This window comes from Nocardia sp. NPDC052316, from assembly GCF_044547795.1.
In the GTDB taxonomy this organism is placed as follows: Bacteria; Actinomycetota; Actinomycetes; order Mycobacteriales; family Mycobacteriaceae; genus Nocardia.
The window spans coordinates 144,454-157,036 of record NZ_JBIUBB010000009.1; the positions used below are offsets into that span (position 1 = coordinate 144,454).

14 protein-coding genes are annotated in these 12,583 nt (G+C 66.5%); 5 read left to right on the forward strand and 9 right to left on the reverse strand.

All coding sequences use genetic code 11. The features are described from left to right. Positions 1-3 precede the first annotated feature (3 nt). From ACIHA7_RS36730 to ACIHA7_RS36740, 3 genes are read left to right on the forward strand one after another with little or no spacing between them, the layout of a single operon-like run. Positions 4-891 (forward strand): carbohydrate ABC transporter permease, encoded by an 888-nt coding sequence (locus tag ACIHA7_RS36730; protein WP_397296194.1) that lies wholly within the window; start codon positions 4-6, stop codon positions 889-891. After that, positions 891-2,180: a 6-phospho-beta-glucosidase gene (locus ACIHA7_RS36735; RefSeq protein WP_397296196.1), complete on the forward strand. Its 1,290-nt coding sequence runs from the start codon at positions 891-893 to the stop codon at positions 2,178-2,180. The genes ACIHA7_RS36730 and ACIHA7_RS36735 overlap by 1 nt, the downstream gene beginning before the upstream one ends. A gap of 44 nt (positions 2,181-2,224) precedes the next feature. Beyond that, positions 2,225-3,277 (forward strand): N-acetylglucosamine kinase, encoded by a 1,053-nt coding sequence (locus ACIHA7_RS36740; RefSeq protein ID WP_397296198.1) that lies wholly within the window; start codon positions 2,225-2,227, stop codon positions 3,275-3,277. A gap of 4 nt (positions 3,278-3,281) precedes the next feature. Here ACIHA7_RS36740 and ACIHA7_RS36745 read toward each other — a convergent pair whose 3' ends face one another. Continuing rightward, a complete protein-coding gene (locus ACIHA7_RS36745) occupies positions 3,282-4,610 on the reverse strand; it encodes a cation:proton antiporter (RefSeq protein WP_397296200.1) in 1,329 nt (442 codons plus the stop codon). A 143-nt stretch (positions 4,611-4,753) separates the two neighbouring features. After that, positions 4,754-5,401 carry a TetR/AcrR family transcriptional regulator gene (locus ACIHA7_RS36750; RefSeq protein ID WP_397296202.1) on the reverse strand — a complete coding sequence of 216 codons (648 nt, stop codon included), beginning with the start codon at positions 5,399-5,401 and terminating at the stop codon, positions 4,754-4,756. Between the two features lie 46 nt (positions 5,402-5,447). Here ACIHA7_RS36750 and ACIHA7_RS36755 point away from each other — a divergent pair, with 46 nt between their 5' ends. After that, positions 5,448-6,452 (forward strand): hypothetical protein, encoded by a 1,005-nt coding sequence (locus tag ACIHA7_RS36755; protein WP_397296204.1) that lies wholly within the window; start codon positions 5,448-5,450, stop codon positions 6,450-6,452. Between the two features lie 144 nt (positions 6,453-6,596). On the opposite strand, the gene ACIHA7_RS36760 is transcribed toward ACIHA7_RS36755, so the two are convergent. The 6 genes from ACIHA7_RS36760 to ACIHA7_RS36785 all read right to left on the reverse strand — a co-directional run bounded on the left by ACIHA7_RS36760 (position 6,597) and on the right by ACIHA7_RS36785 (position 10,987). After that, positions 6,597-7,763, reverse strand: coding sequence for a DUF6236 family protein (locus ACIHA7_RS36760; RefSeq protein ID WP_397296206.1), 1,167 nt, complete (start codon positions 7,761-7,763; stop codon positions 6,597-6,599). Between the two features lie 121 nt (positions 7,764-7,884). Then, on the reverse strand, positions 7,885-8,589 hold the full coding sequence (locus ACIHA7_RS36765; protein ID WP_397296208.1) for a cation transporter: 705 nt from the start codon (positions 8,587-8,589) through the stop codon (positions 7,885-7,887). Then, positions 8,589-8,909 (reverse strand): ArsR/SmtB family transcription factor, encoded by a 321-nt coding sequence (locus ACIHA7_RS36770; protein ID WP_397296340.1) that lies wholly within the window; start codon positions 8,907-8,909, stop codon positions 8,589-8,591. Before ACIHA7_RS36770 ends, ACIHA7_RS36765 begins: the two co-directional genes overlap by 1 nt. A 130-nt stretch (positions 8,910-9,039) precedes the next feature. Next, entirely contained in the window at positions 9,040-9,777 is a 738-nt protein-coding gene (locus ACIHA7_RS36775) for an LGFP repeat-containing protein (protein WP_397296210.1), read from the reverse strand. A gap of 110 nt (positions 9,778-9,887) precedes the next feature. Further along, positions 9,888-10,616 (reverse strand): LGFP repeat-containing protein, encoded by a 729-nt coding sequence (locus ACIHA7_RS36780; protein ID WP_397296212.1) that lies wholly within the window; start codon positions 10,614-10,616, stop codon positions 9,888-9,890. Between the two features lie 47 nt (positions 10,617-10,663). Beyond that, the gene (locus tag ACIHA7_RS36785; RefSeq protein WP_397296214.1) at positions 10,664-10,987 is read right to left on the reverse strand and encodes a hypothetical protein; all 324 of its coding nucleotides are present in this window, start codon (positions 10,985-10,987) and stop codon (positions 10,664-10,666) included. Between the two features lie 133 nt (positions 10,988-11,120). On the opposite strand from ACIHA7_RS36785, the gene ACIHA7_RS36790 reads away from it, so the two are divergent. Next, a complete protein-coding gene (locus ACIHA7_RS36790) occupies positions 11,121-12,140 on the forward strand; it encodes an NADP-dependent oxidoreductase (protein ID WP_397296216.1) in 1,020 nt (339 codons plus the stop codon). On the opposite strand, the gene ACIHA7_RS36795 is transcribed toward ACIHA7_RS36790, so the two are convergent. After that, positions 12,137-12,493, reverse strand: a complete 357-nt coding sequence (locus ACIHA7_RS36795; protein WP_397296217.1) for a hypothetical protein — start codon at positions 12,491-12,493, stop codon at positions 12,137-12,139. The two genes, ACIHA7_RS36790 and ACIHA7_RS36795, sit on opposite strands and share 4 nt — an antisense overlap. Positions 12,494-12,583 lie beyond the last annotated feature (90 nt).

The following is a 12,583-nucleotide window of genomic DNA, read 5'->3' on the forward strand; positions in this document are numbered from 1 at the left end:
GCGATGACCATGACGCCCGCGCGCCCGGTGCCCACCATGCCGACCGCCGAAGCCAGGGGTGCCCGCCGCAAGGACGCGCTCAACTGGGTCGCCGTGCACTCGCTCGCCATCGCCGCCGCGCTGCTGTTCCTGATGCCGTTCGCCTTCGTTCTGCTCACCTCGGTCATGTCGGACCGGCAGGCGCTCACCGCCGACCTCTGGCCCGCCGAGTGGCACTGGGGAAACTACGTAAAGGTTTGGGAGACACCCGGATTCCTCACCTGGTGGCGCAACACCCTGGTGTACGCGGCGGTCGGCACCGCGCTGACGCTGCTCTCCAGCATCCCGGTGGCCTACGCGCTGGCCAAGTTTCGCTTCCGCGGTCGCAACCTCGCGCTGATGGCCGTTGTCTCGATGATGATGCTGCCGCCGCAGGTGACGGTCATCCCGATGTACATGATCTGGTCCAAGCAGTTTCACCTCACCGGCTCGCTGTGGCCGTTGATCATTCCGCTGGCCTTCGGTGACGCCTTCTCCATCTTCCTGCTGCGGCAGTTCCTGCTGACCATCCCCGACGACTATCTGGAAGCGGCCCGCATCGACGGCTGCGGTGAAGTACGCATCCTGCTGCGGATCGTGTTGCCGATGGCGAAGCCCGCCGTCGCCGCGGTCGCGCTGTTCCAGTTCTTCTATTGCTGGAACGACTATTTCGGGCCGCAGATCTACGCCAGCGAGAACCCGGCCGCCTGGACGCTGAGCTACGGCCTGGAGTCGTTCAAGAGCGCCCACCACGTCAACTGGAACCTCACCATGGCCGCCACCCTGCTGGTGATGGCGCCGGTGATCCTCCTCTTCTTCTTCGCACAGAAGGCCTTCATCGAAGGCGTGACACTGACAGGGGTCAAGGGCTGATGCGCGCACTGAAACTTTGCATAGTCGGTGGTGGTTCCACCTACACGCCGGAGCTGATCGACGGATTCGCCCGTCTCCGTGACACTCTCCCGATCGGCGAGATCGTCCTCATCGACCCCGCCGTTGACCGGCTCGAGTTGATCGCCGGGCTGGCCCGCCGGATCTTCGCCAAACAGGGGCACCAGGCCACGGTCAGCACGGCCACCTCGGTCGCCGACGGGGTCGACGGCGCCGATGCCGTGCTGCTGCAACTGCGCATCGGCGGGCAGGCCGCCCGCAACGAGGACGAGCGCTGGCCCCTCGAATGTGGTTGCGTCGGACAGGAAACGACCGGCGCCGGCGGTCTGGCGAAGGCGCTGCGCACCGTTCCGGTGGTGCTCGACATCGCCGAGCAGGTGCGCCGGGCCAACCCGGAGGCCTGGATCATCGACTTCACCAATCCGGTCGGGATCGTCACGCGCGCACTGCAAACGGCGGGACACAAAGCCGTCGGGCTGTGCAATGTGGCGATCGGGTTCCAGCGAAAGTTCGCCGCGCACTTGGGTGTCGACGCGGAGCTGATCCAGCTCGACCACGTCGGCCTCAATCACCTCACCTGGGTGCGTGGCGTCACGGTGCTCGACCACCCCGGCGCGGGCACCGGGTACGAGGCGCTGCCCAAGCTGCTCGCCGACTTCGGCGCGGACATCGCGGCCGACGTGCGGCTGCCGCTGGCGCTGATCCAGCGGCTCGGCGTCGTCCCGTCGTATTACCTGCGCTACTTCTATCAGCACGACGTGGTGGTCGTGGAGTCCGCGACCACCGGTTCCCGGGCCGCCGAGGTGGCGGCCATCGAGCGGGAGTTGCTGGACATGTATGCCGACCCCACCCTCGACACCAAGCCCGAACTACTCGGAAAGCGCGGCGGCGCTTTCTATTCCGAGGCCGCGGTACAACTGCTCGCCGCCCTGCTCGGCACGGGTGGCGGCACCAGTATTCAGGTGGTCAACACCCGCAACGACGGCATCCTGCCGTTCCTGCCCGACGATGCCGTGATCGAGGTGCCTGCGGCGGTGGACGCCGCAGGGGTGCGCCCACTGCCGCAGCACCCGATCGAACCGCTCTACGCAGGCTTGGTCGCGCACGTCACCGCCTACGAGCAGCTCGCATTGCAGGCCGCGCTGGAAGGCAGTCGCGACCGTGTTTTCCGCGCACTACTAGCGCACCCGCTGGTCGGCCAGAACGAGCTGGCCGACCAGCTGACCGATCGGCTGATCGCGCATAACCGCGCCTACCTGGGCTGGGCGTGATCATGCCGAAAAACACCGTGAACTGTTGGCGGGGGAAGCGTCTGATGAAAATCCCACAGAACGAGCAGATTCCGGGCGTCCTCGCCATCGATGCGGGCAACAGCAAGACCGATGTGGCGCTGGTCGGCATCGACGGGTCGGTGCTCGGCGCCGCCCGCGGCGGCGGCTACCAACCGCACCGCACCGGCGCCCGCCAGGCGATCGAGGGGCTCAGCCCGCTGGTCGAGTCGGTGGCCCGGCAGGCCGGATTGACCCGCGGTGGGATTCTCACCACCCGGGTGAGCGCGTGCATGGCCAATGTCGATCTGCCCATCGAGGAGCAGCGCTTGCATGCCGCGATCGCCGCGCGGCCTTGGGGTTTGACCGTGGGCGTGGTCAACGACACCTTCGGCCTGCTCCGCGCGGGCACCGACGGCCCGCGCGGAGTCGCGGTGGTCTGCGGCGCGGGCATCAACTGTGTCGGACTGCTGCCGGACGGGCGCACCGCCCGCTTCCCGGCGCTCGGTGTGCTCACCGGCGACTGGGGCGGTGGCGGCGGCATGGCGGCCGAGGCGATGTGGCACGCCGCCAGAGCAGAGGACGGTCGCGGCGAACCGACCGCGCTGTCCGCGGCCATCGGCGCGTATTTCGGGCTCGCCGGAGCCAATGCGGTGGCCGAGGCGATCCATCTCGGCCAGCTCGCGGAGCAGCGGCTGCACGAACTCGTCCGGGTGCTGTTCACCACCGCGGAGGCCGGAGATCCGACCGCGCTGCGCCTGATCGATCGGCAGGCCGACGAGATCACCCGGCTTGCCATGGTCGCGTTGCGCAAGCTCGATCTGCTCGATACGCCGACCCCGGTGATCCTCGGTGGTGGTGTGCTCGCGGCGCGCCAGCCACTGCTGGTCGACAATGTGAAGTCCCGGCTTGCCGAGGTCGCGCCGCTGGCCGAGCCTCGAATCGTTGTTGCCCCACCGGTTCTCGGAGCCGCGCTGCTCGGGCTGGATCATCTCGGTGCGTCCGCCGCTGCCCGCCAACGGCTTCGCTCCGCCTATCCGACGCTGTCCGCGTCCGACGGCAGGCCGGAGTTCCCCAGCGAGATGGGCCAGCCCGCTTGAGTCGTCACTCCGGTACGTACTGGTGGGGAGGCTTGCGTTGCTCCTCGGCCCCCTCGCTCGACAGCAACGGCCAGCCCTTGCGCAGCACGAAGTCCAGCCACGCGCCGCAGGCCTGGGAGGTCAGCACGGCGGTGAGGACGAGTGTGGTGAAGAAGGGGGCGTTGATGATGCCCGCGTCGAACGCGACGCTGGCCAAGACGATCCCTGGCCCGCCGCGGGCATTGCACGTCACGGCCAGGTTGACGATGTCGAGGCCGCGAAAGCCCGCCAACCGGGCGGCCAGGCCGGTCGACAGCAGCACCACCGCCGAGGAGCCGATCAGGAACGCGATCAGCATGACCGGTGAGAAACCCTTGGTGAAGTCGAGCCGGTAGCCGACGACCGCGAAGTAGATCGGGATGAACACCGCCGCCGAGACGTGGTCGATCGCCTCCAGTGGGACGCGGAAGCGCTGGTGCTCGGTGCTTTTCACGCCGCCGACGATGCCGAAGCCCGCGAGGAACGCGGCGAAGGCCAGCGTGACGTCCAGCGCCGCCGCGACGCTGACATAGCCGAGGACGACCACCATGATCCAGGCGATCGGGGTGTGCGCGGCGAGCACGTTCCAGCGGGCGCGGCTGAGCCTGCGCAGCAACGGTGGCAGCACGGTCATGGCGACCAGCACATACAGGCCGTTGGCGAGCACATGCACCGACACCGTTTCGGCCAGCGCGTCGCCGCCCGCCGCGACGGTGGCCGAGGCGATCGCGGTGGCCAGCGCCAGCACTCCCCAGAGCACGATGTCCTCCACGACGGCGGCGCCGAGGATGAGGCTGGCGAACCGGGTGTGCAGGATGCCCAGGTCGTAGAAGATCTTGGTGATCACCGGGATCGAGGTGACCGCCGTCGCGACCGCGAACACCAGGATCACCGCGGATTCGCTGCCCGCGCTGCCCATGAAATCCGCCAGCGGCAGCAGTGGGGCCACCGCGAGGGCCAGGAAGAACGGCAACGGCGTCCCGAGTCCGAGAATCCAGGCGGTCGGCTTCCAATTTTCCTTACCCAGCACATTCCGCGCGCTCGCGCCCGAGACGAACATCAGCAACAACAAACCCAGGTGATAGAGAAAGCCGATCACCACCGTCGAGGGGTCGCCGCCGCCGTCGCCGAAGATCCGCGCCGCCGTATCGGGCGCCAGCAGCCCGAACAGCGACGGACCGAGCAGAATGCCCGCCGCGATCTCGCCGACGACCTTCGGTTGCCGCAGCAGCGCGGCGAGTTGGCCGAACAGATTGGCGCAGGCGATCAGCAGCAACAACGCCAACGTCAGTGATCCCACCGTATCCGTGGACATACGCTCTCCTTGCCGACCGTGCGGTATCGGATAAGCGCAGTCTCCCAAAGCATCCCGCCGCACACGACCGGTTCACCGACACCGGGCACCGAGTACGGCGGTGGATTGCTATGGCCGACAAGCTGATCGGCGCGAGCCGGTGCTCAGCGCGGCACACCGCGACGGGCTGCGGAACTGGGCCGTTCAGCGGAGGTCGGCGGGCCGTCGAGCAGGAGTGTCACCTGTTCGTTCAGCATGTCGACTTCCTGTGCGGCGACGAAGTCTTCGCTCGTGGTGACCCTGGCAGCGAAACCGTCGAGCAGCAGCAAGATCCATTCGGCGAGCCGTTCGGCAGGCACGTCGCCGCGGATGTGCTGAATCCGCTGGGCGGCGCGCACGGCGGCTTGCAGTGCGGTACGGGCGGTTTCGTCGTCGGCGCGCAGGGCCAGGGCGATGTCCGGCCGGTGGGTGAGGCCGCCGACGACGGAGATGAACCCGGCGGCCCTGGGGTCGACCAGTCCGGCCGCGGCGTGCTCGACGTAGCCGAGGACCAGCCGACGCGGATCGTTCGGATCGGCCTGCTGCGCGAAGAACTCGCGGGTCTCCACGGTGTTGTGCTCGAGGACGGCGACCAGCAGCGCGTCCTTGGTGGGGAAGTAGTGGAAAAAGGTGCCCGAGCCGATCCCGGCGATACGGCAGATGATCGCGGTGGTGGCCCCGGCATAGCCGTACTCGGCGAAGGCGGTCAGCCCCGCATCGATGATCTGGAGTCGTCGGGCCTGGTGTCGCTGCGGATCGATGGGGCGGGGCACGACTTCAGCATAGTTAATAGAGTGGCTACTCTGTTAATATCGGGGAATGCGTTCGTCCTCGCGTCCGGCGGTCACCGCCGGTAGTGCACGGGAGCGACGGCGCGCGGTGCTCACACTCTTCGTCCTCGCTCCCGTGCTGGGGGAGGTACTCGGCGCTTCGCTGCGGTTGAGCTATTTCATTCAGCCGCTGCGGGTAGTGGCCATCGTCTGCTTCTACGGTGCCGGGGTAGTGCTGATCCGCGAGATCGCGCAACGGTGGCGGTTGTCCGTCTGGGGAATTGTGTTGCTCGGCTGTGCCTTTGCCCTCATCGAGGAGGGGCTGGCCTTGCAGACGATCTTCAACCCCGTCGGGATGGACGGTGCGCCGGTGTTTGGAAATGCGTTGGGAGTCAACTGGTTCTGGGCGGCGGTCGTCTCCGGCTACCACGTCGTATGGAGTGTGCTGCTCCCGATCGCAGTGGTCCATCTGGTCTTTCCGCGCGGCAGTCGCGTGCCGTGGCTGTCCCGATGGTCGGCCGGAGTTCTCGCTGTTGTCTTTGCCTGCGGCACGGCGCTGTTCGTAGCAATCTCGCTGCTGCGCTCCGACTTCAGACTCCCGCTGGGGTATGGCGTAGCCACGATCGTCGTGGCGGCTGGTCTCGTTTGGGCGAGTACGCGATGCCGGGACAACGGACGCGTTGTGCGGACCGGGCGCGCTCCGAAACCCACGGTGGTCGTGCTGTTCTCAGTGGTGGCAGGCACCGTGTGGTTCGTGTTGTTCCTGGCCGCGTTCATCGGCGGGCCGATCTCGTTCGTGTGGTGGACCGTTGGGGCGCTGACGTTCGCCGCCGCGGTGGCCCTGCTGCTGCGGCGCTGGGTGCGGCGCGAGTGGACGCCGCGACACCAGCTCGCCCTCTGCTTCGGTACCGGTCTGTCAGCGGCGCTGTTCGGGCTGCTCCTGGTTGCGTTGGACGGACATCTCGCGAACATCGTCTTCCAGTGCGTCGTGGTAGCCGCGCTCATTGCGGCGTACCTCTGGATGAGGCGGCGACTGAGTTCATCCAACGGTTGATCGTGGCTGGACTTGGTGTCCGCGACATGGTCGGATCACCGTGAGAGATTCGCCTCGCTGCCCAACGACCAGATCGCCGCGATAACCACGAACGCCGACTCTCCGCGGCCGCCTATCCCAGCGAACGCTTCGGCGGCGGTCGGATCACGGATCGAGGGTTCTCTGGAAGCGGGCCGGCGGCAGTCTCTCGAGCAGGGCGTTTCCGTTGATCGTTCGATCGGCTGCAAGCAGGTAGGAAACCGGAGAATTCGTCTTCATGTCTTTGCGGGTATTAATTTGCCGCGCGAGATATGGAATAATCGAAGCCGCCACGGCTGCTCCGCCGATTACATATTGACCGCCTGCTGCCAATAAACCGCCGAGCATTGTACCTGTGGCGACGTTGATATCTACTTTCAAGCTCATTGTGCCGACGGTCGATTCGATGCCGAGACCTCGTAACGCGCGTCGCAGCTCGATGAGCTGACGTTTGGTGGTGCTCTCGTATGTCGACTGGATATGCGCGTGGGCAACGGTTAGATTCTGGACGGCAGATATTTCCGCCAGCTGCTCGGAAAGCTCGGAGACGTGGTCCCTGAACGCCGCGAGTTCCGCGCCGTACCGGGCGCGGAATGAAATCAGCTTATCAACCGGCACGTTGTCCAAATTCCTGGGCTCGATGACGGTGCGCAAGGCCAGATGAACGTAGGCACTTTCTACTTCATCCAAGCGGGGAATCGTGGGGCTATCGATCAAAAGGTCTGTCAGCCTGTCTACCGTTCCGGCAGCTGCGTGCATGGCCGGGTCGTCTGTTGCTGGCGTCATGAGGGAGTTGCGTGCCATCACGTCGGCCAGGGCGGTCAAATAGATGCGTCCCAGTTTCGGATGCAGCCCGATGCGATCGGGATAGTACTCTTCGGACACTCTCGCAAAACGCCCCTCGCATAGCATGGAGCGCAAGTCTTTTTCCATCTTCCCGACGCCGGTGAGAGCTAAGACCCATACCAAGTCGCGGTCGAGGAGATTTTGCGATGGGGTCGGGGCACCGACACCGGTGGAAAAGGGGGTAACCGCCGCGTACGGTCCCGCACTTGCCAAAGAGTAGTTGCTGACCATCTCGTCGCAGTGTTCGTCGAAGACCCGCCGGAAGTAGTCGCCGACTTCGCAGAGTTCCTGCTGATCCGGTTGGACATCGAGGAGAAAGTCCGATTCCGAGCGGACGCGTTTTACGAAATTACTGTCCGAGTGTTCGGGTTGGTTCCACCGCATAACGGCGAGCCTGTCCCAGGTGAGCATGGCAATTTTCAGCCAGTTTTCGTCCCGGAACTTCAACCAAGGATAGTAGAGAGCGATTGTTCGCACGCCACCAGGATGCCAGAACGAGGCACAGTTGAGAGCGGAATCGAACAGGATGTGGTCGTATGGGCGGCGGCATGAGCGAGGTGAGTCGCTGTTACCGCTCGTCGTCGCAGCAGTCGCAGGCCGGGGTTCGCTGCTGCGTGGTGTCCGCGAATGATGTTGTGGGGCAGCAGGTGTCGCCTTTCCAAGCGTTGCGACCTTCTTTGACCGCGATGGCCGCGATGACGAGCGCGGCGATCGGGTCGGCCCAGGACCATCCGAACAGGCTGTTGAGGACCAGGCCGACCAGGAGCACCGCCGAGAGATAGGTGCACAGGAGGGTCTGCTTGGAATCGGCTACCGCGGAAGCGGATCCGAGTTCGCGCCCGGCCCGGCGTTGCGCCGAGGAAAGCACCGGCATGATCGCCGAACTCGCTGCCGCCAAACCGATTCCGATCGGCGAATGCTCGGCCTCGCCGACGCCGAGTAGCGATCGGACGGCGTCGACCGTGACGTAGGTGGCGAGGGCGAAGAACGAGAAGGCGATGACGCGCAGGGTGATCTTCTCGCGCGCTTCGGGATCACGGCCGCTGAACTGCCATGCCACCGCGGCCGCGGAGGACACCTCGATCACCGAGTCGAGGCCGAACCCGATCAACGCCGTCGAGGACACCCGCGTGCCTTCGGTGAGCGCGATGATCGCCTCGATCACGTTGTAGCTGATCGTCGCGGCGACGAACCATCGGATGCGCCGCACCAATACCTGCCGCCGTGCGGGATTCGGGCCGAGTGGAAGCAGGGGAGTGCCGAGGTCCGACATCAGCAGCAGTCCTCGGTCGTCGAGGCGGGGCAGCAGGTGGGGTCGACCGCGAGCACCAAACCGACGAGGTCGTCGAGTGCTCGTCCGATGCGCGGATCGGCCAACTCGTACCGGCTCCGCCGACCGTCCGGCACCGCGACCACCAGTCCGCAACCGCGCAGGCAGGCCAGGTGGTTGGACAGGATCTGCCGCGACACCCCGATCTGGTCGGCCAGCTCGGACGGGTACCCGGGTGCGGCCCGCAGGCTCAACAGAATCCGCGTTCGAGTCGAGTCCGAGAGCGCGTACCCGAACCGGGAGAGCGCGTCACTGTGCAGCATCGTGTCCACACGCTGACTGTACAGAAATGTCTGTATTCAGAAAAGCGTGTACTGACAGAGGCTCGAACAACTGAGCCACCCGCCGGACAGCTCGGGTGGCTCGGTCATGTGCCTGCGGTGATCGAATTACCTAGGGCTTCCAGGTGATTCGGCCACCTTGGAACTCTTGGGCTTTACCGCCCTCGAAGTCGTATTCGTCCCCGGTCGGATAGCCGTAGACGCCGTCCGCGCCGGCTCTGGCCTCCCAGCTGGTTCGGATCGCGCCCCATACGGCGTGCGCGCCGGTGCGCGGCGACCAATAGATCGCACCGTCGTTGAAGAGGTTGTAGCGGCCGTTGTTCTTGGCGGGCGCCTCGTCGGTGATCGGGAAGCCGAGCGGGCTGTTCTCCGCGCCCAGTGCGTACCACTTGTCCCGGATCACCCCGCTGACCTGGTGTGCCGCGGTGCCAACGGACCAGTAGATCGAACCGCCCTGGAAGTGGCTGAAGCGTCCGGGCTTAGCCGGGGTCGACTCTTCGCGGGTCACCGGGTAGCGCAGCCCGCCGGTCTCCGCACCGAGCGCGCGCCACTTGTCCAGGATCGGGCCGCCGATCTGGTGGGCGCCGGTGTCGTTGTGCCAGTAGATGGCGGCATTGCGTTCGAAGGTCTGGAACTTGCCGCCGTTGGCGGCGTCCGACTCTGGTGAGGTCGGGTCGCCGAAGACGGCGCCACCGCCGGCCTGGTCGTATTCGACCTCGATCGCGCCGCCGACCTCGAAGGGGCCGATCGGGCGCGCGGCCGCGGTGCCCGCCGTCAAGAGCACCGCCAGCGCGACGGTGGCCGTGGCCAGTGGTGCGGACGAGCGGTGGATACCACGAAGGCGAACCAAGAGAACTCCTAGTCAGGTGTGCCGAGACAGGGCGGAGCGTCGGTAGGCGATGATGGCACGACGACTCGACCACCGCGTACGCACCCCGGTCCGAACGGCTCGGCGGCGGGTCAGGGCTGCCAGGTGATGCGGCCGCCCTGGAAGTCCTGGGCCTTGCCGTTCTGGTAGTCGTACTCGTCGCTGGTCGGGTAGCCGTAGCCGCCGTTCACACCTGCCCTGGCTTCCCAGGTGGTGCGGATGGCACCCCAGACGACGTGCGCACCGGTGGCACCGGACCAATAGATGGCGCCGTCATTGAACAGGTTGTAGCGGCCGTTGTTCTTGGCGGGCGCCTCGTCGGTGATCGGGAAGCCGAGCGGGCTGTTCTCCCAGCCGTAGGAGCCCCACTTGTCGCGGATCGCACCGCCGATCTGGTGCGCGGCCGTGCCGACGGACCAATAGATCGAGCCGCCCTGGAAGTGGTTGTAGCGCCCCGGCTTCGACGGCGTCGCCGCTTCCCTGGTGACGGGGTAGCCGAGGAAGCCGTTCTCCCAGCCGAGATTGCCCCACTTGTCGCGAATGGCGCCGCCGACCTGGTGGGCGCCGGTGGCCGGGTGCCAGTAGATGGAGGAGTTGCGTTCGAAGGCCTGGTACTTGCCGCCGCGGCCCGCATCGGATTCGGGGATGACCGGGTCGCCGAAGACCGCGCCACCGCCGGCCTGGTCGTACTCGACCTCGATCGCCCCGCCGACATCGAAGGGCCCGATCGGCCGTCCGGCCGCGGTACCCGCGGTCAGCAGGACCGCGAGGGTGGCGGTGGTCATGGTGAATGCGACGCGGGTGCGACGTAGGCGTGCCAAAAGAAACTCCTCGAGCAAGGTTGGTCGTATCCGGGACAGGGTGGAGCTCAGCTACCAGGGTGCAGCCATTTGCCGATCGGCAGCGAGGGCAGGGCGCGCACCGCGAGCATGATCGGGTCGCAGTACAGGTTGTCCAGCGGCGCGCCCCCGGTGCCGCAGACGAAGTTCCCCTGCTTGTCGTAGTTCGACGAGTGGCCCTTGTAAGACCAGGTCAGGCCGTCGTCGGAGGGGCTCCACGGACATTGGTTCGGTTGCAGGCCCTGGCACGGACCTTCCACGCCCCACGGCCCGACGGGGTAGGCGGAGGCGGCGGGCGCGAGTGCCAGCGTGAGCAAACTCGCAGCGGCGGTGCCGACAAACACGCGCTTCATTGCTGATTTCACGATTTTTCCCTTCGACGTAGAAGAGCCGGCGTCGTGGTGTCCGACAATCGCTCTATCGGTCGCACCGGCAGCGCCGTTAGCCCTACCAGGTGCGGACAGGCTCGGGTCTAAGCTCGATTCCATGGTCGAGACGACGCGAATCGTGCTTGCTTCCCGCCCCGAGGGTGCGCCAACCGCGGCGAACTTCCGTACCGAGACCGCCGAGCTGCCGCCGCTCGACGAGGGGCAGGTGCTGCTGCGCACGCTGTATCTGTCCCTTGATCCGTACATGCGTGGCCGGATGAGCGCCGCGAAGTCGTATGCGAAACCGGTCGAGGTCGGTGGCGTGCTGGTCGGCGGCACCGTCGCCGAGGTGGTCGATTCCCGGGCCGCCGAGTTCGCGAAAGGTGATGTGGTGCTGGCCTATTCGGGCTGGCAGACGCACGACGTGGCGGCCGCGTCGAGCCTGCGCAAGCTCGATCCCGACACCGCGCCGGTCTCGACGGCGCTCGGGGTGCTCGGCATGCCCGGTTTCACCGCGTACTCCGGTTTGCTGAAGATCGGGCAGCCGAAGGCGGGGGAGACCGTGGTAGTCGCCGCCGCCACCGGGCCGGTCGGCTCGGCGGTGGGTCAGATCGCCAAGATCAAGGGTGCCCGCGCGGTCGGCATCGCGGGCGGACCGCGCAAGTGCGCGGCGCTGCTCGACGAGCTCGGTTTCGATGTCGCGATCGACCATCGCGCGCCCGACTTCGCCGAACAGCTGAAGGCTGCGGTGCCCAACGGCATCGATGTCTACTTCGAGAACGTGGCGGGCGCGGTCGCCGACGCGGTATATCCGCTGCTGAACACCTACGCGCGCGTGCCGGTGTGCGGGCTCATCGCCAACTACAACACGACCGGCGACGCCGACGGCCCGGATCGCCTGCCTGCTTTCTACAGCCGCATCCTGGTCAAGAGTCTCACCGTGCGCGGCTTCATCCAGACCGAGTTCGTCCGCGAGCTGTACCCGGACTTCCTGCGGGAGATGGGCGAATGGGTCGGCGACGGCCGCGTCCGCTACCTCGAAGACGTCACCGAGGGGTTGGAAAACGCTCCCGACGCGTTCATCGGCATGCTCGCGGGTCGCAATTTCGGCAAGGTGGTTGTGAAAGTCGCCGACTAGCGCGCCACCGTGCTGCCGCCGATCGCCAGGTACACCATCATCACCATGAACAGGAACCAGCCCGCGCCCTGCCAGATCGGCCACGGCCTGCCGCGTCGCCACTCGCGGTAGGTCTGGATGAACGCCCCGACGCCGCCGAGTAGCAGGATCACGGTGGGAATCAGCAGCATCGCGGTCTTCGCGCCGGTGTCGCAGAGCAGGGTGTCCGCGTCGGCGCAGGCGCTGCGGTTCGCCGTCCAGATGGCCGCGACCGCGAAAGCCAACGCGGCCGCCGCGTTGACCATGAGGACATAGGTCGCGGCGCGCCGATAGGTTTTCGGATCGCGTTGGCGTTTCCGCACGTCGTTGACCATGTCTGCACCTCACCGGTTCGGGTCCGCCTTGGGGCTCTTCCCGAGATTGCCGACCTGGCGCATGCCAAACATCGCCTGCTCAGGGCAGGC